Raw genomic sequence first — 21,590 nt, forward strand, 5'->3', positions numbered from 1 at the left:
TCCAGTTGTGCGCGACAAACGTGGAGACCCGAGGAGGGTCCGCCCGCGATAGTCACATCCTTTAACTGGTAACTGCCCCTCGTCCCGACATGAACCGGGACACGGCCGAACCGACAGTGACGTCGCTGCCGGGCGAGCGAGCGCGCGAGTGGGTCGACTATCACCACGAGTCGGCCGCCACGAGCACGTACGTCTACGACTTCGTGTGGGACTACACCGAACCGGCCGAGGGTCCGTTCTGCACCGACGTCGACGGCAACGTCCTCATGGACTTCACCAGCCACGTCGCCGCCGCGCCGCTGGGGTACGACAACCCGAAGCTGATGGAGCGCATGGAGGAGTTCGACCTCGTCGACCCGCTGAAGATCGCCGGCCAGGACTTCTACGTCGCCAGCGGCGATCTGGACGACCACCCGTTCCCCACGCCCGCCGACCTCATGGACCGGCTGACCGACCGGAGCGCGCAGTACGGAATGGACACCGTCTTCCTCTCGAACAGCGGCGCCGAGGCCGTCGAGAACGCGATCAAGATATCCTACGACCACACGGGCGCCGACTACGGCATCACGTTCCGCGGCGGCTTCCACGGGCGCACCCTCGGCGCGCTCTCGCTCAATCGGTCGAAGTCCGTCTACCGCCGCGGGTTCCCCGAAATATCGAAGATCCACGGCGTGCCCTTCTGCGACGACCGCGCCTGCGACGCGCAGTCCTGCACGTGCGGCTTCTTCACCGGCGAGGGGTCACAGCTCCGGAAACTGCTGCACCCCCAGCGCGGCGCGATCGATCCCGCCGACGTCGCGTACCTGATCATCGAACCGGTGCAGGGCGAGGGCGGGTATCGCTTCCCCAGCGACGCCTTCGCGGAGGAGATCGCCGATCTGTGCGACGAACACGACCTGACGCTCGTGGCCGACGAGATCCAGTCCGGCGTCGGGCGGACCGGCGAGTTCTGGGCCTCGGACCACTACCCGTTCGAACCTGACGTCATCGCGAGCGCCAAGGGCCTGCGCGTCGGGGCGACCATCTCCCGCGAGGAGGTGTTCCCGGAGCAGAAGAGCCGCCTCTCCTCGACGTGGGGCGGTGGTGACATCGTCGCCGCGCTGCAGGGGGCGCTCACGCTCGACGTCATCGACGACTACGACCTCATGGACAACGCCGTCGTCCGCGGTCGGCAGTTCACGGAGTCGATGCGCGACGCCGATCTCGACCCGGTCGTCGACGTGCGCGGCAAGGGCCTCATGCTCGCCGTCGAGTTCGATACGAAGGAGCGCCGTGACGACGTGCAAGAGGCGGCGATGCAGCGCGGGCTCCTGACGCTCGGATGCGGCCACGACGTGCTCCGGGTCCTCCCGCCGATGGACGTGACCGAACGGGAGATCGACCTCGGCGTCGACCTGCTGACCGACGCGATCGCGGACGTTTCCTGACGAGTGCGGTCGCAGATGCGGCCTGACGAGTGCCGTCGCGCACGTGTCCTGACCGACGCAGACGCGCGTTTATCGAGGGTTCCGACACGTCAGGACTTCGGTGATACCAGCAATTACCGCGAGTAGCGGCCGAGTAGATATCCCCGTCGAGAGAGACGTGCAACCGTGATATCGGCCGCCTGTCGGGCACAGGACGTCGGCGCGTTCGGCTTCACAGGATTCGTCACGTTACAGTCGGGCCAGGGCGGACTGCGCTCGAACCCGTGGTTCTACGCCGGCTTCTCCGCGCTCTCGCTCGTGGTCGGCTCGGGTGTCGGCATCTGGTTCGCCCCCGAGCGCAGGTGGCAGGCGGGGCTGCTCGCGGTCGGCGGCGGCTCGCTCGTCGTCTCGCTGGCATTCGAACTATCGGTCAATCCACAGCGAACGACAATGGACTACGGCCCCAGAGGACCTTTGATGCGAAACTGAATGGTCCGGTTATGGGCGGTCTCGGCGGCGGAAGCGACGGAGGTGGCGGTGGCGCTGCTTCACCCCCCTCGCAGATGGAAGGAACAGATTCGGGATCCGATGATCCTGGAGTGATACTGGTGGTGCTCGGTGTGATCGTCTGTTTACTCTACGTCCTGTACCAAGGAGAGGCTGCATTGGGCAATCATTGACCCGTACCGAGCAGATCCGACACTGGGATGACAAGCGGACACTAATTTCAGGGAGATACTTGCTGAATCAACTGCTCAGTGGACGGGTGGATTAATCGGCAAGTGACTTGTTAAATACTGACACTGGGTCAGTTTGCTTATCAGGATCGCACACCCGGAGGGCACCGTCTCCACGAACAAAGACAGTCCACCCATTGATAGCGAACCGAACGCATGTCGACGCGTCGTTCTGGTCCGCGAGAAGCCTGTCAATCGCTTCTGGATCGATCGCGTCGTAAATTGGGTCCAGTTCTGTGGGGGCCACACCTTCAGCGGCTGCAACCGCTTCGATGACGGCCGTTGATGGTGCCCGCTCGCGATCGCCGTCGAACCGAGTTCCGACCACTGGCGTGCAGTGACAGCAAGCAGTGTTGTCCATCACACGTTTCTTCACTATACGCTGTTACTTGAATCTTCCATGAGAATCCTTAGCAAGATGGTGGTTGGAGAGGTGTTTCGGTCACTACGTGGTCTGTACTGAGCAGATCCGACTCTGCGAGGAGAACCGGACGGAAATTTCAGCCGACTACTCGGAGGGTCACCCGCTCAGTTCGAGCTTCGGACCCGGTATCGGCTCCACAGTTCCAATCCCTCACTGCCTCTGTAGGCCGATAGACGAGCTTACAGAGAGCGTGCCAGTTCTTCAAACTCGTCTGGCTGAATCGGCTTCTCGAGGCAGGCATCTACTTCGTCTTCGAGATCATCTAGCTTGAGGGCGGCGCCTTGTTGAGATCCTGAGATAGCGATTATCGGAATCTCTCTCATTTCCTCCTCCATCTCCGCTAAAACCTCCTCTCCGTCCATTCGAGAAAGATGCAGATCGAGAAAGATGACGTCTGGCCAAGGCGCGTCAAAATACTCGCCTTTCTGATTGAGGAATTTTAGCGCTTCTGCCCCATCAGCGACGACGTGGACAGTGGGATCAAGATTGGTCTCTTTCAGCATCTCTTTGGTTAGCCGAACGTCCCCCGGATTATCCTCCACTAAAAGAATATCGTCAAAAGTGTTTGGGCATTCCATCTTGTAATCGCAGGATCCAGCTAAAAATAAGGGTTGCGTCAGATACTCTCGGGTGGCAGGGTAGCCGGTAACAGAATTGTATCTATCTGATCTGCACTGAGCATCCGTACCGGGCGAAGCGAGACGCGGTTCACCGGACGCGAGCGAACGAGGTGAGTGAGTCGTCCGGCCGTTTTCACCACCGGAGGACGGTTCCGCTCGTTCGCTTCGCTCACCACGCGGACTGCGACTTCCGAGCCTCGCTCCCCTCGCCGAGACCGTGATTTGGGGGTAGCGAGGGACCGTCGGTCCCTCGGACCACGCGAACGGGCGCTGCGAGACGGTGCAACCGCTTCGATGGAGGCGGCAAAGCCGTCTCCCGCCGCCGGTAAGCAGACGGGGGTGCCGGCAGCGAACGCAGTGAGCGAGGACACTACCCGGAGAAAACGATTGTCTAGAACTGATACCGGCGGTCGTCGGGGTCGCCGGACTGGGGGAACTGGTCGGCGCCGGTCATCTCGTCGAAGGTCATGCCGGAGAGGTACTCGTCGTAGGTGACATCGTACTCGCTGCGGAGGTGGAAGTCGAGGTTGCCGGTCTCGACGGCGGACTGGAACAGCAGGTGGACACCGCGGCGGACGAGTTCGTCGGGGTCGTCGGTGTCGAAGGCGGCCAGCAGCATGGCGAGTTCGTTGCGGGTCTCGCGGTCGGTGTCGACGGACAGTTCCTCGTCGAGGTCGCCGTACTCGGACTGGACGCGGTCTTGCAGGTCGTCGAGGCTCATACCACGGAGTGGGCGGGGCGCTCGCAAACACCTTACGTTCCGCCCGCGGTGGCCGTGAGGCCGACGAGGCCGGCGTGAGACCGCCGGGGGCGTCGAGCCACCGATGCGCCGTCAGGGATACACCTGGACGGCCTCCGGCGTGACGACGAACGTGCGTTCCCAGAGGGTCGCGACGAAGACGAAGTCGCCGGTGTCCTCACGCGAGCGGTGGTGAGCCGCGAGCGCGTCGAGCGCGCCCGCGTCGGTCTGGTCGTAGAGACGGGAGTCGGGGCCGTCGAGGTCGACGTGGGCGCGTTTAGCCGCACGGATGAGGGCGTCGGTGGCCTCTTCGTCGGCTTCGATGGCGGTACGGGCGACGGGGAGGTCGTCGGGGACCTGTTCGGGCGCAGCCATGGCTCGCCCTGCGGGAGCGACCACCGTAAATCAGCGTCTCCGTGAGTCCGTTTTTGGCCGAGTTTCGCAGATTTAATCGCGGGACTGCGGTCGGGGGGTGGCCGGTGGAACGGTCGTCGAGCGGGCTTCGCGGAACGGTCGTCGAGCGGGCCTCGCGGGACGGCGGACGGCGAATCACTCGTCGAGCGCGTCTCGAACAGTGGCGACGGCCTCCCGGAGGGCGTCGGGCGCACGGTCTTGCGGGAGTTCGTACTCGACGACCAGCGGCGCGTCGAGGTCGGCGTGCTCGTCCAGGAGGCCGACGAACGAGGCGACGTCGAGTTGGCCGGCGCCGGGGACGTCCTCGATCTCCGCCTCGGAGGTGTCCTTGAGGTGGCAGCTGTTGATCCGGTCGCCCAGGTCGCGGACCACGTCCTCGGGGACGACGTCCTCGACGAGGAAGTGGCCGGTGTCGATGCACAGCCCGAGACGGTCGTGCTCGTAGCGGTCCAGCACCGAGCGGGCGTCGTCGATGGTCGAGAAGACCCGCGAGAGGTCGTCGTGGTGGACCGACGAGTAGTTGTGGATACCGACGTCGAGGCCGAACTCGTCGGCGAGGTCGACCAGTTCCTCGGTGATCGCGTCCGCGGCCGGCGGGTAGTTGACGGTGACGTAGCTCGCGCCGAGTCGGTCGGCGAACCGGAAGTGCTCGCGCGCCTCGTCGGGCGTTTCGAGGTCGACGACGCCGTAGCCGCAGACGGACACGTCGGACGCTTCGACGGCGTCGAGTCCCGCGGCGACCGTCGGCTCGTCGTGCTCGGGCGAGAGGTGATGGCCCCAGAGTTCCAGGTGGGTCACCGGCGCGTCGTCGAGTTCGTCGAGCAACTCGGCGAGCGAGAAGTCCTTGAAGACGACGCTCTGGACGCCGATATCGTAGTCGCGAGACATGGACGTGCTGAAGCGCGACGGGGGCAAAAGCGTTCGGACGGAGGGGGACCGACCGAGACCACACCTCCCGGCGCGGGCTTCCGGGGGGCGACGTTTTATCCGGGTGGTGACCCTCCCTCGCCCATGAACGTCCTCATCATCGGCGGGACGGGGCTGATCAGCACCGGCATCGCCAGACAGGCGGTCGAGGCCGGCCACGACGTGACCGCGTTCCACCGCGGCGAGACCGACGCCGACCTGCCCGAGGCGGTGTCGCACGTCCACGGCGACCGAGACGACGACGATCGACTCGTCGAGGTTGCAGACGAAGTGGACCCGGAGGTCGTGATCGACATGGTCTGTTTCTCGCCGGAACAGGCCGATCGCGCCGTCGAGGCATTCGCCGGCGTCGAGCAGTTCGTCTTCTGCTCGACCGTCGACGTCTACCACCGACCGCTGGACCGAAACCCCGCCACGGAGGACGCCGCCAGGCAGCCACCGGTCAGCGACTACGGCGCGGACAAGGCCGAGTGCGAGGACGTGTTCATGGACGCCCACGGCGACGCGTTCCAGACGACGGTGATCCGGCCGTGGAGCACCTACGGCGAGGGCGGGCCCGTCATCCACACGATGGGCTGGGGGACCTACTACCTCGACCGGGTCCGGAAAGGGGAACCGATCATCGTCCACGGGGACGGCGCCACGCTGTGGGGGCCGTGCCATCGCGACGACGTGGCCGGCGCGTTCGTCGGTGCCATCGGTACCGAGACGGCCTACGGCGAGGCGTATCACGTCACCAGCGAGGAGGTCATCTCCTGGAACCAGTACCACGAGTACGTCGCCGACGCGATGGACGCGCCCGACCCGGAGATGGTCTATATTCCCACCGAGCGACTCGTCGAGGCGGTGCCGGACCGGACCGGTCCGCTGGTCGACCACTTCCAGTACTCGACGGTGTTCGACAACGGGAAGGCGAAACGGGATCTGGGCTTCGAGTACACGATATCCTTCCGCGAGGGCGTCGAGCGGACGATCGACGACCTCGAACGGCGCGAGGCAATCGACGAATGGGACAGCGAGAACGACGACGAGATTATCGCGGCCTGGCGGGAGTCGACGGACTCGTTCGCGGCTGCGCTCCGTGAGTGAGTCGACGAGATCGTCGGATCAAGTGGGAGAGACGGTGGGCGTCAGCCGGGACGGGCGGATCGTCGCTCGGTTGGGCGATCAGTTGATCGTGTACTCGGCGATGTCCTCGGAGTCACAGACCGAACAGACGGAAGTGCCGCGGTCGACGGTAGTGCCGCAGCGGCGGCACTCGACGACGACCGTGTCGCGGTCGGGAACGAGTGAAGCGATGAGCCCCATCTCGATCACTCCGGATGGACCGGGTCGTCGCACGCCGAGCACTCGGCGAACAGTTTCGGCCAGTTCCCCTCGGACTCGTAGCGGATGAGGAGGTTCGCCGCGGGTATCATCTCCCCGCAGCTCGGACACCGACCGAGCGGTTGGTCCTGGATCCCCCCTTCGTCTGTCCCGGACATGTCTTCCGAGAGGACACCTTACCTCGTTGTTATGTCCCGTATAACGCGAGGAATGCCGTGCTTTATGCGTTCTATACGGGGTGGGCGCGACCGAGCCGGCCGTCGCCGTCCCGCGATCGGCATCGGGGTCAGACGACGTGGCGCGAATTCACTCGACGGAGACGACCTCGACCTCGAACTCGAGCGTCTCGCCGGCGAGTTCGTGGTTGAAGTCGACGCGGACCGTCTCCTCGCCGGCCTCGGCGACCCGGCCCGGCATCCCCTGTTCGGTCTGGATCTCCATGCCCTCGACGGGGTCGCGACCGCCGAGCATCTCCGTGAACTCGTCGGTGTCGTACTCGACGACGCGGTCGTCGGTGCGCTCGCCGTAGGCCTGTTCGGGTTCGATGGTGACGGTGTCCTCGTCGCCGGTCTCCATGCCGACGAGGGCGTCTTCGAGCCCCTCGATGATGCGGCCCGCGCCGATCTCGACTGTCAGCGGCTGATAGTCGCGTTCGGGCTGGTCGTCCGCGAGCCCTTCCTCTGTCGCGACCGATTCAAGCGACGTGTCGAAGACCTCGCCGTCGTCCAGTCGTCCGGTGTACTCGATGGTGACCGTGTCGCCGGTGGAAATAGCCATACAGGTCGAATCGCCGGCACACGGATAAGCGTGCGGTCTCGGAGCGGCGGATTCGGCCGGAACCGCGGGTTTCAGGCGTTGGTCTGGTAGAGCGATCCGTCCTCGTCGTAGCGAGCCTCGAAGATGCGGTCGAACTGCTCGTCGGAGATGGACACGTCCACGGCGGCCATGTTCTCGTCGAGCTGGTCGACGGTCCGCGCGCCGACGATCGGCACGCAGTCGAAGTCCGGCTGGTCGATGAGCCACCGGAGCGCCACCTGTGCGGGCGAGGCGTGGACCTCGTCGGCCACCTCGCGCACCGCGTCGAGGACGTGCCAGCCGCGCTCGGAGACGTACCAGTCCTCGAACATCGGGTCGAGGTCCGCGCGCGTCCCCTCGTCGACGTCCAGGTCGTAGGTCCCGTCGCCGACGCGTTCGTACTTGCCGGTGAGGAACCCGCCGGCCAGCGGCGAGTACGGGCAGACCGCGAGGTTCTGGTCCGCACAGACGTCGAGGTACTCGCGCACGTCCTCGTAGTAGGCGGCGTGGAAGAGCGGCTGGGTGACCGAGAAGGCCTCGTAGTTGTTCACGTCGGCCTTCCAGAGCCCCTTCGTGAGCTTCCAGGCGTCACACGTCGAGATGCCGACGTAGTGGACCTTCCCCTCGCTGACGAGGTCGTCCACGGCCCGCAACGTGTGTTCGATGGGCGTCTCGTCGTCGAAGCGGTGCAGGTAGAGGACGTCGAGGTAGTCGGTCCCGAGGCGGTCGAGCGAGCCCTCGACCTCCGCTTTGACGTTCTTCTTCGAGAGGTTCTCCTGGAACCGCGACACTGTGGACCAGAAGCACTTCGAGGCGATCACGTAGTCCTCGCGGTCCTCGTCTTCCAGCCAATCGCCGATCCAGCGCTCGGAGTCGCCGCCGCCGTAGCCGTTGGCCGTGTCGATGAAGTTGCCCCCGCGTTCTGCGTAGGCGTCGAGGAGTTCGTGCGCGTCCTCGCGATCGGTCTCGACCACGCCGTCGCTTTCCTTGCCGAATCGCCACGTCCCGAAACAGATGGGTGAGACCTGCAGTCCTGTCTCGCCGAGTCGTCTGTACTCCATGCGGGGACACACGGATTCCGGGTGCTTAGTCGTTGTTCAGTCCGGGCGCTCGTGCCGGCCGCGAGCCGGGGTGCGCGAGCGCGGATGAATTGGGCACCCTTGACCCTGAGCGGGCCAGTCTTTTCCGCGTACTGGCCCTATCGGCGGTATGCGGTTAGTCCAGTTGTCGGTCCCTCCGGACCAGCGTTCGGGGGTGGTCGGCGTCCTCGACGAGTACGACTTCGGGTACACGATCGGCGAGGACGACGGCGCGAAGGAGGGTCACGACCTCGTCACGTTCGTCACGCCCGCGGACGCGGTGGAACACGTCCTCAACGACCTGGAAGCGGAGGGATACGACAGGAGCACGTACACGGTGTCTCTCGCCACCGAATTCGCGGAGTTCGAGCGCATCGACGACGTGCAGGAACAGTGGGCGAAGACGCCGAACAAGATCTCGCCGAACACGCTGCGCTCGAAGTCCAAAGACATGCGGCTGAACACGCGGTCGTACCTCTGGATGATGGTCCTGAGCGCCGTCGTCGCCGTCTCCGGGTTGCTCGTCGGCTCGCCGGCCGTCGTCGTGGGCTCGATGATCATCGCGCCCATCGTCAGTCCGATGCTGACCGCGAGCGTCGGCGCGGTCCGCGACGACCGCGCGATGGTCCTCGACAGCGTCCACCAGCAGCTCATCGGACTCGGGACCGCCGTGGTCGCGGCGTCGCTGTTCAGCCTGCTCGTCAAACAGTTCTTCGCCGTCCCCACGACGCTCGACATCACGTCGATGGAACTCGTGGCCGGTCGGGTCGCACCGAGCATCCTCTCGGTGGTCATCGGGCTCGCCGCGGGCGCCGCGGGCGCCTACGGGCTCGCGACGAAGGGCTCGGTGTCGATCGTCGGCGTCATGATCGCCGCCGCACTGATTCCGGTGGCCGCGGTCACCGGTATCGGCGTCGCCTGGGGGCGGGCTATCACCGCTGTCGGTTCGCTCACCCTGCTCGTCCTCACGATGATCGCGGTCAACGTCGGCGGCTACCTGATGCTCCGGTATCTCGGTTACCGCCCCGACGAGGTGGACGAGGGGCTCTTCGCCGTCCCGGGCGGCCGAGAGGCGCTCGTCGTCGGCGGGACGGCGCTCGTCGTCGTCGCCATCGTCGTCGCGGTCGGTATCGGCTCCTACGGACACACCTCCTTCGAGCGGACGGTCAACGACGCCGCGACCGAGGTCCTGCAGCAGTCCGAGTACGAGAACCTGGGGATCACGCAGGTGTCGACGGAGTACACGACGGTCGGTCCGTTCGGCGACCCGTCGACCGTGACTATCGCGTTGAGCCGGACGAACGAACAGTCGTACCCCGACCTCCCGGGAGTCCTCGATCGACGGATAACCGAGCGGACCGGCGAGAACGTCACTGTCCGGGTTCGGTACGTCGACTTCGTCACCTCGGGTGACAACGAGAACCGGGCGAACGAGACGGGCAGCAGTAGTTCGCTCGCGGCCGCGGTCGAACGGGGATAATCGGTCACCTCGTTGGCTGCCCTTCGACGAGGACCGTGCCTGGCCGGTACCCCGTCTCCGGCCGGCGCCGACCGGCGATCGCCGGGACGACCGAGCGGCCCGTCGGTCGCCGGCCGGACCCGTTGTTTCGCCGGTCGGACTCGTTGTTACTCGTCGTCGTCTTCGTCGTCTTCGTCGTCTTCCTCGTCCTCGTCGGTCATCATCTCCGTCTGTTCGACGGCGTCGATGTCCTGGTCGCCGCCGCCGTACTGGTTCTCCTCCTGGTCCCCTTGCTCGTCGTCGGACTCGTCTTCTGCCATGGGTTCGATACGCGCCTCACCCGCAAAAGGCGCCGACTTGCGATAGCCAGGAAGGCGGGCCGACGCAGTGAACGTCGGTCGGGCGATCACTCGACGCTGGCGTCGGACGGGTATCGGGAAAAGCACTCCCGTCAGTCACGAGTTCGATCCTGTATCCGATGTGATCGTGCGTATACAGCGGGCGGGACACGGTAGGGTCGAACCCGTCGAGCGCGGCCGGACTCGTCGAGCGAGGCTGCGACGTCTGCCAGGTGCTCGGCCCGCTTTCTTCCAGCGTGCCGAGGTCTCGGAACGCTTCCCGGGCCGTTCTCCCGGCGGGACCGGCCGGCTGTCGCGCCGACGCCGGGTCATCGGGGATTACCGGCCGTCGGCCTACGTGGCAGACGACGGATCGACCCCGACCGACAGATTGATAACTACCAGCCGGTCGGGTAAGACTAACGTACGCGAAGTAGATGACGCCTATCGAGATTCTCGCCGCGATCGTGGCGCTCGCCGTCGCCGTCAGCGTCGGCCTCGTCGCGCACGAACTGGCCCACGCGGCCGTGCTGCGCGCGGCAAGCGTCCCGCACGTGATCGACTGGTTCCCCGGGAAGGACGGTGGACTCCTGCAGGCCGGACTGCGCGGGAAGTGGGCGGCCGTGCGGCCGCGGCCCGGCACGGAGACGCCGGCCTGGCTGCTCCGCGTCTCCGCGATGATGCCGCTGGCACTGGTCGCGCCGCTCGCGCTCGTCCCGGCGGGCGTCGTCGCCGACCCGTTCGCGACCGAGGGGATCGCGCGCTTCGCCGTGCTCGGCTGGATGGCCTGCGCGCTGCCGAGCCCGCAGGACTTCTCGGTGCTGTGGTACGCCGACCGCGCCGTCCAGTCGACGGCCGAGGACTCCACCGTCGAGGTCCCGACGGCCGAGACGACGACCGACGGCACGGTCTGAGCGTGGCGTCCGCCACGCCGCGTCGGTAAGGCCGAAATACCCGCTCCGACGACGCTCTCATCGCCGTTCGGCGTCCGTAGGCGGCTCTTTCCTTTGCCCGCGAACGCCGTACGGGACGCTATGCCCGACCCAGACCACGACGCGGAGTCCGAACCGGTGACGGACCCGCGGTTCGACAACTGGCCCGTCCGGCGATACGACGCCGACGACGACCTGACGGTCGAGCGCGAGACCCCGGGTGACGCGGAGAACGAACGCCTGGAGGACGTCGAATGGGTCGGCGTCGGCGGCCCAGGCGTCGGCGGAAACCCGTATCTCTACGCGCCCCAGGAGGAGACGGTCCACCGCGGGCGATACGACGCGGTCGCCGACCGGATCGTCGTCGACGAGGACGAGCGCGCCGTCGACGAGGAGGAGTCGCTGGGCGACCACCTCGTCGACATCGGCGAGGACCACGACTGGCACTGGCTGTCCTCGTTCGCCCGCGAACACCTCGATACCCCCGAACACGACGCCGACCGCCCGACGTCGGGCCACCTGCTCCCGCCCGGGTTCGACCACGAGTTCACCGAGTTCCAGCGGCGCAACGTCGCGGAGTCCTCCGACGTCGACGCCGCCTTCTGGGGATCGCACACCTTCGCGGACGAGACCGACCGGGTCCACGTCCTCGAACGGGAGTTCGGCGTCAGGGCCGACGACGCCGCGGACCGGGTCGACGTGCACGTCGAGGAGCGGTACCTCGTCGCTGAAGAACCACGGGAGGAGTCTCGTGCCGGCGACGCGGACCTCGTCGACGAACGGGAGTACGACCTCGCGCTCGACGTCGAACCAGGCGAGACCGCGTGGGTCGCCGACACCGAGGACCTCCTGACCCGATGGCACCGGCGGCACCTCGCCCCGCCCGAGCGCGACGAACACCGGCAGGTGAACCGCGAAGCGTACGGTCCCGACGACGGCCGGGAGACGGACGGGACCCACTCGGAGTACTGATGGCGCTCGAAGGGCCATCGATCGACGCCCGAGTCACACTTTACGATGCGAACACCGTCTGACCTCCTCGACTACGAGGGGACGAACGCGGTGGTCGGGTGGCTGATCGTCGTCGGCCTCGCCCTCGTCGCCGTCGAGCGCGCGCTCACCGGCGCAGAGCGATGGGTCGGCGTCGCGGCGGTGACCGCGTTCGCCGCGCTCGTGCCCCCAGTGCTCGCCCGCGACCCGAAGGAGATGGTCGCCTGGGAAGCGCTCGCCGTGGCGGCCGTTCCGGTCGCCGCGCCGTCCGTCGGCGTCGGCCCGGAGTGGGCCGCCTACGTCGTCGTCGCCGCGCTGGCGCTCCTGCTGGCCGTCGAACTCGACGCGTTCACCGACGTGGAGATGACGCCGGACTTCGCGGTCGGGTTCGTCGTCGTCCTCACGATGGCCGTGGCCGGCCTCTGGGTCGTCGTCCGGTACGCCTACGACGCGGCGTTCGGGACCGACCTGCTCCCGGACCAGACGCCGCTCATGTGGGAACTGATCCTCGCGACGGCGATCGGGGTGGTCGCCGGGGTCGTCTTCGAGGTGTACGTCCGCCGAGTGAGCCCCGGACACGGGATCGAGCGCACCCGCTGGAGGGACCTCCGGTGACGTCCCGCACCGGGTTCACCGAGCGCCTGCCGACCGTCGGCAGCCTGCCGTCCGTCGGGACGAGGCTGTTGCAACTCGTCATCGTCGCCATGACAGCGTACGGGGCTATCGGCGGGCGGGTCGGCGTGGCCGTCAACGGCGTCCTCGCGCTGGGCGTCACGCTCGTTCCGGCGCTGCTCGCCTGGCGGTACGACCACGCGTTCGACCCGCGGCTCTCGCTGTGGATCGCCGTCGCGGCGGCGATACACGTGGGCGGGTTCCTCGGCCCGTACGACCAGCAGTCCGGACTCCTGGCGTTCTACGACCAGGTCGCCCACGCCGTCTCCGGTGCCTTCGTCGCCGGCGTCGGCTACGCGGTAGTCGAGGCGGTCGACGAGAGCTCGGAACGCGCGCAGTTCCCCGGGGAGTTCCGGTTCGCCTTCACGCTCGCGATCGTGATGGCCTTCGGCGTCCTCTGGGAGATCGGGGAGTTCTCCGCCGGCGCGGTCGGGGCGACGCTGACCGGCACCGAGGTGCTCGTCCAGTACGGCGTCACCGACATCGTCGCCGATCTCACGTTCAACACGATCGCGGCCGCCGCCGTCGCGCTGTGGGGCACCGGGTACTTCGACGGGATGGCGGCGGCCTTCGCCCGTGGCGTCTTCGGCGACTGACCGACGGCGCGCCGGGCCACCGGTCGGCGTCGGTCCCCGCGAATGTCGACGCCACGTCCAAGTGTCGCAAGCCCCAACCCCCCACGATGTCCGGGACCTTCCTCGTCATGCAGACGCTCGGGGACGCCGTCCGCGCGGTCGTGCCGGAGTGGATGGTGCCCTTCTTCCTCGGGGTCACTCGCCTGGGCAACGTCGGCGTCTTCCTCGTCGTGTTCACGCTCGACTACTGGTTCGTCGACCGCGAGCGCGGCGCCCACGCCATCGGCATCGTCATCGGCGGGATGGCGCTGATAACCGCGCTCAAGTACTTCTTCGCGGTCCCGCGCCCGCCGGCGGAGGTGAACGTGATCCCGATCGACGGATTCAGCTTCCCGAGCGGGCACGCGACCGGTGCGACCATCGGTTACGGGGCGCTCGCCGCCGTCCACGACCGGTTTCCGGACTACGTGCGGTTCGGTGCCGTCGCCGTGCTCGTCGGCCTGATCGCTCTCTCCCGGGTCGTCCTCGGCGTCCACTTCGTCCGGGACGTCTTCGCCGGGATCGTCTTCGGTGTCGGCTTCCTCGTCGTCGCGTTCGGGCTGACCGACGACGACCCGCGGGCGGGACTCGCACTCGCAGTCGTGGTCGCGACCGTCGCGCTCCTCGTCAGCGACTTCAGCACCGACGGCATCACGCTCTTCGGCGCGGCCGTCGGCGCCGCTGCCGTCTGGGAAGCGACGGGGCCGGGGTCGACCGTCGAGGGGACGCCCGCCCGTGCGGCCCTCGTCGTCGGCGTGCTGCCGGTTCTGGCGGGACTGGGGTACGTCGCCATCGAACTCGTGCCGCCCCCGGTCGTCATCTTCGCGGCCTCGGCCGCCCTCGGCGCCGGGCTGATCGGCGCACCGGTCGCGGCGGGCGCGTTCGACCGGACCGACGGCGCCGAACCGGCCTGACGCCGCGCGGAGCCGCTGTGGATCGGGCGGCCCGGAGTCTGCCGCCCGTCCGCCTATCCGTCTCGACGCCCTACGTCCGGACGTGCCTGGGGCGCTCCAGCGAGCGAACGAGCTGTACCCGTACGTCTTCCACCCGAGCACCGTCCTCGCGCTCGGCATCCTGCTACTGATCCACTACGAGTGGCGCGAGCAGTCGGCCGACCGGTCGGCGCTCTGGCCGCGCCTCGGCGCCTTCATCGCGGCGGGCGTCCTCGCGTTCGTCCCGACGGCCGCGTTCTTCCTGGTGGGGCGGAGCGGGCTCTCCTCGGCCCTCGGGGGGAGCAGCTGGCAGCTCGACGAGATGGTCGCGAGCGGCGTGCTGATCGCCGCCGGGACGACGTGGTACCTCTGGAAGCGCTACGACTGGGGCGCCGTCGTCCCGGACGCGATGGTGACGCTGGCCGTCGTGATCGTCCCCTACGCGCTCCTCTCGCCGTTCTGGGACATCTCCGGCCACGTCCTCATCGCGCTGATGCCGCTTCTGTACCTCGCGCTGCTCGACTGGCGATACCTTCCGCTGCTCGCGATCCCGGTGTTGATGGTTCCGAATCGCGTTGCCGTGAACGCGCACACGTGGGGCCAGTCGATCGCCGGGTTCGTCGTCGCGGCGGTGATAACTCTCAGCCTCTACTACCTCCGCACGCGACCGCGGGCCGAGCGGTCCAGCGGGTCGACGCCCTCCTGACTCACAGCGAGTGAGCGATCCGCTCGCCGGTGTCCAGCCCGTTTCGGAGCGCCGCGTGGAGGCGAGCCTCTCCCGCGACCCAGTCGCCGACCGCGTAGAGGTCCTCCCCCGCGGCGTCGTCGACGGCGCCATTGCGGACCCCCTCGTCGGGGAGGGCGTAGCGCCACCCCTGGTGGTCGGTCCAGTCCGGGTCCGCGAGCCGTCCGTCGCCGAGGACGTCCGCGGCAAGTTCGGCGAGTTCGGCGACGTTCTCGGTCGGGTCCTCGTCGTAGTGCTCGACCGACCACCGGGGGCTTGCCTGCGCGACGAGCGCCGACTGGCCGTCCGGGACGTGCCCCTCCTTGCACTCCTCGCGGGCGAACCAGCCGACGTCGTGCCCCCCGTCGGGGTTGATCAGCGCGTAGTACGGCCGGTCGAGTTCGAACTCGTAGCCCAGGACTCCCGTCCAGACCGTCCGATAGGGAACCTCCTCGGTCGCGTCGGCGAGTGCAGTCCGCGCTGGCGAGTCCCATTCCGCGTCGCGGACCAACTCGGCCGACTGCGGCGCGGGCGGGTTCAGGAGGAGCGCGTCGAACGGCCCCCACTCACCGCCGTCGGCGTCGACCACGCGCCACCGCTCGTCGTCGCGGACGAGCGTCTCGACGCGCGTCTCGGTGTGGACCGCGGCGTCCGTCTCGCCCAGGAGGCGCTTCGCGATCTGCGTCAGGCCCGCGCGATACGTCCACTTGCGGCCGTCGGCGTCCCGGCCCTCGGAGACGTTGCCGTCGGCGTCGAAGGTGTGTATCGGCTCGGTCACCTCGACGAGGCCATCGGAATCGAGCGTCTCGGTGAGCAACTCGACGACCCGCTCGTCGTCGCTCGTGACGTAGTTCGCGCCGTAGTCGTAGGTCACGTCGCCCCGGCGGCGCGTCGCCGCGCGACCGCAGACGCCGTGCGATTTCTCCAGCACGGTGACCTCGGCCGACGGGAGCGCGCTGTCGACGACGTACGTCGCGGCCGCGGCCGCCGCGCCCGCGCCGACGACTCCGATCCGTGTCATGGCGGCCGTTCGGCCTCGTCCGACAAAACGGGTCGCATCTCACGACAGGTTCCGCCCTCGGGGTTCGGCACGCCCTCCCGCTCAGTCGGTCGCCAGCGGGATCGACAGTCCGCGGCCGTCGCGTTCGACGGTCGTCCCGAACGCTTCGGAGAGCGTCCGCATCCGGTCGCGGACCCACGCCGCCACGTCGCCGGCCGCAGTCTCGACCCGCTCGTCGACGATCTCGACCGGTGCGACGTGCAGGCGGTCGAGGCGTCCGTCTTCGATCGCGAGTTCGACGCGGACGCTCCGGTCGTTGTGGAGGTCGGGCTTGATCACGTAATCGTCGACGTAGTCGCCGGCGTCGTAGACGATAGGACGGCCGCGGTACACCTCGACGCCCTGGATCACGTGGGCGCTGTGGCCGTGGACCACGTCGACGCCGGCGTCGACCAGCCAGCGGGCGAACCGCCGCTGGGTCCCTGACGGGCGGACCTCCCAGTTCGGTCCCCAGTGGAGCGAGGCGACGACCAGGTCGGGGTCGCGCCGGCTGACCTGCCGGAGGGCACCGCCGACGCGCTCGCGGGTCACGGGATTTCGGGGGTCCAGCGGCGTCCAGGCAGTCCCGGGCCTGCCGGGACCGGCCCCGTACGAGCGGGACTGGTCGGTGAACGCGACGACGCCCACGTCGAGGTCGCCGACGGTCGCGACCGCGGGTTCGGTCGCCGCCGCGCGGTCGTTCCCTGCACCGGCGTGGGCGATACCGGCGTCCGTGAGGTGGTCGACGGTGTCGCCGAGCGCGACCGGGCCGTAGTCGAGGAGGTGGTTGTTCGCGAGCGAGGCGTACGCAGTTCCGGCCGCGTCGAGCGCGGGGATCGCCCACGCTGGATCCGCCCGGAAGTAGTAGGTCCGGTCGGGCCGGCGCTCGCCGCGAGTCGAGAGACAGCCCTCCAGGTTCAGAAAGAGCCCGTCGAGCGACTGGAGGGAATCGAGAGTCGACCCCCAGACGCCGGCCGGATCGGCGTCCGACTGGGAGTCGGCCCCGCCGGACCAGCGATCGTTCACGTTCCGGCCGAGCATCACGTCGCCGACGAAGCCGATCCGCGCGTCGCCGTCGCCGGAAACGGTCGGAGGGACCGTACGGCGCGTCCGACGGCGGACGGCCCCGCCGAGCGCGGCCGCGCCGGCGACGCCCCCCGCGGCCGCAGCCAGGACCGCCCGCCGGGTCGGCGCCATCGTCACCCGGCCCCGTCGATCGAGCGCATCAGTCGATGTGGATCGCGGGCTTCGACGGCTCTGCCTTGGCCGCGAGGTCGTCGTCGGCGCCGGCGCGGCGCACCTCGACCTCGGCCCCGAACTCGTCGGCGAACAGCCACGCCGCCTCCTCGAGCACGGCGAGTTCGCGCTCGGCGTCGAGCACCGGTTCGAGCGCCCCCGCGCGTGCGGCCAGGTCGCCGAGGTACTCGGCGGCGCGGTCGCCGTGGTCACCGATCTCGTCGTCGTCCAGCGCCGATCCGACGACGGCGTCGCCCGGATCGGCCGCGCGGACGTGTTCGTAGGCGCGGTACTTCCAGGGCTCGGCGGCGACGATCTCGATCGTCTCTGGCTCGGTGATGTCGACGACCTCGGTGATGTCGCGCACGTCGTCGAGCGTCGTCTCGACGAGGCGCCGTTCGAGCCCATAGTCCTCGACGGGGTCGCGGACCGCGGGCCAGTCGGCCTCGACGACCATCCCCTCGGTGTCGAGGAGGTTCCACAGCTCCTCGCCGAGGTACGGCGCCAGCGGCGCGACGAAGCGGGTCAGCGCGCGCAGCCCACGGCGGTAGGTCGCCTCGTCGACCGGGCCGTACTCGCGGTACCGGCGAAGGAGGCGGGCGAAGCCCTGCGTCTCGCTGACGACCTGGTGGAAGCGGAACCGCTCGTACTCCTCGGCGACGGCGGTGATCGTGCGGTCGATCTCCCGCTGGAGGTAGTCGTCCTGTGGCGCCCGCTCCTCGCGCGTCGCCACCTCGTCGCGGTCGGCGACCATCGAGAACAGGCGCTGCTGGAAGTCGTACACGTCGCCGACGGACTTGACGGTCCACTCGAAGTCCTGCGCCGGGTGGGCCGCCGAGAGCAGGAACAGGCGAGTCGTCTCCGCGCCGTACTCGTGGGGCGCGATGGCGTTGCCCTTCGAGGAGGACATCTTCTCGCCGTCGTACAGCACCGTGCCCTGGTTAATCAGGCGCTCGACGGGTTCGCGGGTGTCGAGCAGGCCCAGGTCGGCCAGCGCGCGGGTGAAAAAGCGGATGTACAGCAGGTGGAGGATGGCGTGCTCCTCGCCGCCGACGTACACGTCGACCGGGAGCCAGTCGTTGGCGCGGTCGGTGTCGAACGGCGCGGTGTCCAGGTCCGGTGAGAGGAACCGCAGGAAGTACCACGAGGAGTCGACGAAGGTGTCCATCGTGTCCGTCTCGCGCTCTGCGGGGCCGCCGCAGTCGGGGCACTCGACGGACTTCCACTCCTCGCTCTCTTCGAGGGGGTTGCCCGCGGTGCGGACGTACGGCGGGAGTTCGACGGGCAGGTCCTCGTCGGGGACCGGCACCCTGCCGCAGTCGTCGCAGTGGATCATCGGGATCGGGGTACCCCAGTAGCGCTGGCGGGAGATGAGCCAGTCGCGAAGGCGGTACTCGGTGGCCGACTTGACGCCGTCGGCGCCGAGCAGTCGCTCGCGGGCCGCGGAACTGGCGAGGCCGTCGTACTCGCCGCTGCCGGTGAGCATCCCGTCGTCGGTGTACGGCGCGTCGGGCAGGTCGGTCGGGCTGCCGTCGACGGGTTCGACGACCTGCTCGACGGGGAGGTCGTTGGCCCGCGCGAAGGCGTGGTCGCGCTCGTTGTGCGCGGGAACGCCCATCACGGCCCCGGTCCCCACGTCGTCGAGGACGTACGCGGCGACGTAGACTGGCAACTCCTCGCCGGTGATCGGGTGGGTCGCGGTGAGTCCGGTGTCGACGCCGCTGGTCCCCCTCGCCTCCGCGCCCGCGCTGGTCACGTCGTCGACGTACTCGGCCACGTCGTCGTCGCGATCGGCGACGGCTCTCGCCAGGTCGTGGCCCGGCGAGAGCGCGACGAACGTCGCGCCGTAGACGGTGTCGAGTCGCGTCGTGAACACGTCGACGCCCTCGACCCCGACGTCGCCCTCGGGGTCGTCGACGTCGAACGTGACGTGCGCGCCCTCCTGGCGACCGATCCAGTTGCGCTGGATGTCGCGGACGCTGTCCGGCCACCCGTCGAGGTCGTCGAGCCCGGCGTCGAGTTCCTCGGCGTAGTCGGTGATCGTGAAGAACCACTGGTCGAGTTCCCGGCGCTCGACGGGCGTCTCGCAGCGCCAGCAGACCCCCGCGGCGTGGGCGTGGTCGACCGCGCCGCCGTCGGCGTCGGCGGGCTCGTCCGGCGCCGCCGGCTGTTCGACCTGCGCGTCGGCGAGCACCGTCTCGCAGTCGGGACACCAGTTGACTCGCGCGCCGGTGTACTCGACCAGGTCCTCCTCGTGGAACCGCTTGAACAGCCACTGGTTCCAGCGGTAGTACTCGGGGTCGCAGGTGGTGATCTCGCGGGACCAGTCGTAGCCGAAGCCCATGGTCTCGAGCTCCTCGCGCATCTGCTCGATGCACGAGCGGGTCCACGACTCCGGGTCCGTGTTCCGCTCGTAGGCGGCGTTCTCGGCGGGGAGGCCGAACGCGTCCCAGCCCATCGGCTGGAGGACGTCGTCGCCCCGCAGCGCGCGGTAGCGGGCGTAGGCGTCCGTGATCGCGTAGTTGCGGACGTGGCCCATGTGGAGCGTGCCGGAGGTGTAGGGGAACATCCCGAGGACGTAGGTGGGGTCCTGGGCGTCGTCGGGCACCTCGTAGACGCCTTCCGCGTCCCACACGTACTGCCAGTACTCCTGCACCCTCGCGTGATTGTACCGTGTCATCGACCGTTGGCTGACCTGCGTCGGCCGTGGTAATCATTGTTCTGGCCGCGGCGGGGCGGTGACGGGTGACTGACCCCGCTTCACGCGCTGTCGCATCGTCGTCTCCGCCGTCGTTCCGGCCGGGGACGCCGTCGTCAGCACCCACATACGTCTCCGGGCCGAAGGCCGGACATGGCACTCGAAACGGACGTCCTCGTGGTCGGCGGCGGCGCGACCGGCGCCGGGACCGCCCGGGACCTCGCGCTCCGGGGCTGTGACGTGGCCCTCGTCGACCGGGACGGCCTCGCTCACGGGACGACGGCACGCTCGCACGGGTTGCTCCACAGCGGCGCGCGCTACGCCGGGGCCGACGAGACCGGCGCCGAGGAGTGCATCGCGGAGAACCGGATACTCACGGAGATCGCCGGCGCGTGCGTCCGCGAGACCGGTGGCCTGTTCGTCCAGTTAGCCGAGGACGACCCCGCATACTTCGACGCCAAGCGGCGCGCCTGCGAGGACGTCGGAATCCCCGCCGACGTGGTCGACGGCGACGACGCGCGAGCGGTCGTCCCCGGGCTGTCCGAGGACGTCGAACGCGCGATGCGGGTTCCCGACGCCGTCGTTTCCCCCTCTCGTCTCGTCGCGGCAAACGTCGACGCCGCGGCAAAACAGGGTGCGGTCGTCCACTCGAACGCGCCCGTCGAGGGCGTGCAGGTGGACGGCAACGAGGTCGTCGGGGTCGCCGTAGGCGGTGGGGTCGACGAGACGATCCGCCCGGAGGTCGTCGTCAACGCGACCGGCGCGTGGGCGGGCGAACTCGCGGCGATGGCCGGCGCGACCGTCGAGATGCGGCCGACCCGCGGGCTGATGGTCTCCGTGGACCACGCGGGCCTGGGAACGGTGCTCAACCGGAGTCGCGAACCGGGCGACGGCGACATCATCGTCCCGCACGAGCGCGAGGCGGTGCTGGGGACGACGAGCGTGACCGTCGACGACCCCGACGAGTTCGAACGGGCCGACTGGGAGCGCGAGCGCGTGCGCGAGGAGTGCGCCGCGATGTACCCATCCGTCGGCGACGCGGCGCAGGTGCGCGAGTGGTGGGGCGTGCGGCCGCTGTACGAACCCGACGAGGCCGAACGCGGCGGCCGCGGCATCTCGCGGGGGTTCTTCCTGATCGACCACGCCGAGGAGGGCGTCGAGAACTTCCTCTCGGTCGTCGGCGGGAAACTGACGACCTATCGGCTGATGGCCGAGGCGGCGGCGGACGAAGTCTCCGACCGTCTCGGCGTCGACGAACCCTGTCGGACCGCCGAGGCGGTGCTGCCCGGTGCCGAGGACCCGGACCGCCTCGACGAGCTCGTGGCCGAACTGGGCGGTCCCGGCCCGTCGGACAGCGACGTGGTCGGCGAGTGACGGCACGGGAACGGGAACTGCCGGAACGGAGACAGGAACCACCGGACCGGAGCCCGGTCCCGGGAAATCGCGCGGCGCGGCCAGTAGGCGAACTTTTTACTTGTGGAAGGGTTAA

24 protein-coding genes are annotated in these 21,590 nt (G+C 68.6%); 11 read left to right on the forward strand and 13 right to left on the reverse strand.

The window, feature by feature from the left end; all coding sequences use genetic code 11:
- Positions 1-89 precede the first annotated feature (89 nt).
- Positions 90-1,427, forward strand: a complete 1,338-nt coding sequence (locus ACMGFE_RS06025; protein ID WP_436924171.1) for an aminotransferase class III-fold pyridoxal phosphate-dependent enzyme — start codon at positions 90-92, stop codon at positions 1,425-1,427.
- Between the two features lie 165 nt (positions 1,428-1,592).
- A complete protein-coding gene (locus ACMGFE_RS06030; RefSeq protein ID WP_436924172.1) occupies positions 1,593-1,895 on the forward strand; it encodes a hypothetical protein in 303 nt (100 codons plus the stop codon).
- 282 nt (positions 1,896-2,177) lie between these two features.
- Here ACMGFE_RS06030 and ACMGFE_RS06035 read toward each other — a convergent pair whose 3' ends face one another.
- The 5 genes from ACMGFE_RS06035 to ACMGFE_RS06055 all read right to left on the reverse strand — a co-directional run bounded on the left by ACMGFE_RS06035 (position 2,178) and on the right by ACMGFE_RS06055 (position 5,228).
- Complete coding sequence (locus ACMGFE_RS06035; protein ID WP_436925152.1) at positions 2,178-2,504, reverse strand: HalOD1 output domain-containing protein; 327 nt, start codon at positions 2,502-2,504, stop codon at positions 2,178-2,180.
- A gap of 242 nt (positions 2,505-2,746) precedes the next feature.
- A complete protein-coding gene (locus ACMGFE_RS06040; RefSeq protein WP_436924173.1) occupies positions 2,747-3,145 on the reverse strand; it encodes a response regulator in 399 nt (132 codons plus the stop codon).
- Between the two features lie 433 nt (positions 3,146-3,578).
- On the reverse strand, positions 3,579-3,908 hold the full coding sequence (locus tag ACMGFE_RS06045) for a ribbon-helix-helix protein (RefSeq protein WP_436924174.1): 330 nt from the start codon (positions 3,906-3,908) through the stop codon (positions 3,579-3,581).
- 111 nt (positions 3,909-4,019) lie between these two features.
- Positions 4,020-4,301, reverse strand: coding sequence for a hypothetical protein (locus ACMGFE_RS06050; protein WP_436924175.1), 282 nt, complete (start codon positions 4,299-4,301; stop codon positions 4,020-4,022).
- Positions 4,302-4,475: 174 nt separating this feature from the next.
- Entirely contained in the window at positions 4,476-5,228 is a 753-nt protein-coding gene (locus ACMGFE_RS06055; RefSeq protein WP_436924176.1) for a sugar phosphate isomerase/epimerase family protein, read from the reverse strand.
- Positions 5,229-5,351: 123 nt separating this feature from the next.
- Here ACMGFE_RS06055 and ACMGFE_RS06060 point away from each other — a divergent pair, with 123 nt between their 5' ends.
- Positions 5,352-6,356 (forward strand): NAD-dependent epimerase/dehydratase family protein, encoded by a 1,005-nt coding sequence (locus ACMGFE_RS06060; protein WP_436924177.1) that lies wholly within the window; start codon positions 5,352-5,354, stop codon positions 6,354-6,356.
- A gap of 78 nt (positions 6,357-6,434) precedes the next feature.
- Here the strand turns inward: ACMGFE_RS06060 and ACMGFE_RS06065 are convergent, their stop codons facing one another.
- From ACMGFE_RS06065 to ACMGFE_RS06080, 4 genes are all read right to left on the reverse strand, one after another.
- Complete coding sequence (locus ACMGFE_RS06065) at positions 6,435-6,575, reverse strand: hypothetical protein (RefSeq protein WP_436924178.1); 141 nt, start codon at positions 6,573-6,575, stop codon at positions 6,435-6,437.
- A gap of 5 nt (positions 6,576-6,580) precedes the next feature.
- Positions 6,581-6,751, reverse strand: coding sequence for a DUF7837 family putative zinc-binding protein (locus ACMGFE_RS06070; protein WP_436924179.1), 171 nt, complete (start codon positions 6,749-6,751; stop codon positions 6,581-6,583).
- 148 nt (positions 6,752-6,899) lie between these two features.
- On the reverse strand, positions 6,900-7,370 hold the full coding sequence (locus tag ACMGFE_RS06075) for an FKBP-type peptidyl-prolyl cis-trans isomerase (protein WP_436924180.1): 471 nt from the start codon (positions 7,368-7,370) through the stop codon (positions 6,900-6,902).
- A 71-nt stretch (positions 7,371-7,441) separates the two neighbouring features.
- Complete coding sequence (locus ACMGFE_RS06080) at positions 7,442-8,449, reverse strand: aldo/keto reductase (RefSeq protein ID WP_436924181.1); 1,008 nt, start codon at positions 8,447-8,449, stop codon at positions 7,442-7,444.
- A gap of 148 nt (positions 8,450-8,597) precedes the next feature.
- On the opposite strand from ACMGFE_RS06080, the gene ACMGFE_RS06085 reads away from it, so the two are divergent.
- On the forward strand, positions 8,598-9,947 hold the full coding sequence (locus ACMGFE_RS06085) for a TIGR00341 family protein (RefSeq protein WP_436924182.1): 1,350 nt from the start codon (positions 8,598-8,600) through the stop codon (positions 9,945-9,947).
- Positions 9,948-10,093: 146 nt separating this feature from the next.
- Here the strand turns inward: ACMGFE_RS06085 and ACMGFE_RS06090 are convergent, their stop codons facing one another.
- Complete coding sequence (locus tag ACMGFE_RS06090) at positions 10,094-10,246, reverse strand: hypothetical protein (protein WP_436924183.1); 153 nt, start codon at positions 10,244-10,246, stop codon at positions 10,094-10,096.
- 455 nt (positions 10,247-10,701) lie between these two features.
- Between ACMGFE_RS06090 and ACMGFE_RS06095 the strand changes: the two genes are divergently transcribed.
- From ACMGFE_RS06095 to ACMGFE_RS06120, 6 genes are all read left to right on the forward strand, one after another.
- On the forward strand, positions 10,702-11,178 hold the full coding sequence (locus ACMGFE_RS06095; RefSeq protein ID WP_436924184.1) for a hypothetical protein: 477 nt from the start codon (positions 10,702-10,704) through the stop codon (positions 11,176-11,178).
- A 120-nt stretch (positions 11,179-11,298) separates the two neighbouring features.
- The gene (locus ACMGFE_RS06100; RefSeq protein WP_436924185.1) at positions 11,299-12,168 is read left to right on the forward strand and encodes a hypothetical protein; all 870 of its coding nucleotides are present in this window, start codon (positions 11,299-11,301) and stop codon (positions 12,166-12,168) included.
- Positions 12,169-12,213: 45 nt separating this feature from the next.
- Positions 12,214-12,801 carry a hypothetical protein gene (locus ACMGFE_RS06105; RefSeq protein ID WP_436924186.1) on the forward strand — a complete coding sequence of 196 codons (588 nt, stop codon included), beginning with the start codon at positions 12,214-12,216 and terminating at the stop codon, positions 12,799-12,801.
- Entirely contained in the window at positions 12,798-13,454 is a 657-nt protein-coding gene (locus ACMGFE_RS06110; protein WP_436924187.1) for a DUF2238 domain-containing protein, read from the forward strand. Before ACMGFE_RS06105 ends, ACMGFE_RS06110 begins: the two co-directional genes overlap by 4 nt.
- Before the next feature lie 86 nt (positions 13,455-13,540).
- Positions 13,541-14,386 (forward strand): phosphatase PAP2 family protein, encoded by an 846-nt coding sequence (locus tag ACMGFE_RS06115; protein ID WP_436924188.1) that lies wholly within the window; start codon positions 13,541-13,543, stop codon positions 14,384-14,386.
- A gap of 82 nt (positions 14,387-14,468) precedes the next feature.
- Complete coding sequence (locus ACMGFE_RS06120) at positions 14,469-15,110, forward strand: phosphoesterase (RefSeq protein ID WP_436924189.1); 642 nt, start codon at positions 14,469-14,471, stop codon at positions 15,108-15,110.
- Between the two features lies 1 nt (position 15,111).
- Here the strand turns inward: ACMGFE_RS06120 and ACMGFE_RS06125 are convergent, their stop codons facing one another.
- The 3 genes from ACMGFE_RS06125 to leuS all read right to left on the reverse strand — a co-directional run bounded on the left by ACMGFE_RS06125 (position 15,112) and on the right by leuS (position 20,083).
- Entirely contained in the window at positions 15,112-16,149 is a 1,038-nt protein-coding gene (locus tag ACMGFE_RS06125) for an NAD(P)/FAD-dependent oxidoreductase (RefSeq protein ID WP_436924190.1), read from the reverse strand.
- 81 nt (positions 16,150-16,230) lie between these two features.
- A complete protein-coding gene (locus ACMGFE_RS06130; RefSeq protein WP_436924191.1) occupies positions 16,231-17,364 on the reverse strand; it encodes a CapA family protein in 1,134 nt (377 codons plus the stop codon).
- Positions 17,365-17,392: 28 nt separating this feature from the next.
- The gene (gene leuS, locus ACMGFE_RS06135; RefSeq protein WP_436924192.1) at positions 17,393-20,083 is read right to left on the reverse strand and encodes a leucine--tRNA ligase; all 2,691 of its coding nucleotides are present in this window, start codon (positions 20,081-20,083) and stop codon (positions 17,393-17,395) included.
- 171 nt (positions 20,084-20,254) lie between these two features.
- On the opposite strand from leuS, the gene ACMGFE_RS06140 reads away from it, so the two are divergent.
- Positions 20,255-21,475 (forward strand): FAD-dependent oxidoreductase, encoded by a 1,221-nt coding sequence (locus ACMGFE_RS06140; RefSeq protein ID WP_436924193.1) that lies wholly within the window; start codon positions 20,255-20,257, stop codon positions 21,473-21,475.
- Positions 21,476-21,590 lie beyond the last annotated feature (115 nt).

This window comes from Halosimplex amylolyticum (genome assembly GCF_051414035.1).
GTDB lineage: Archaea > Halobacteriota > Halobacteria > Halobacteriales > Haloarculaceae > Halosimplex > Halosimplex amylolyticum.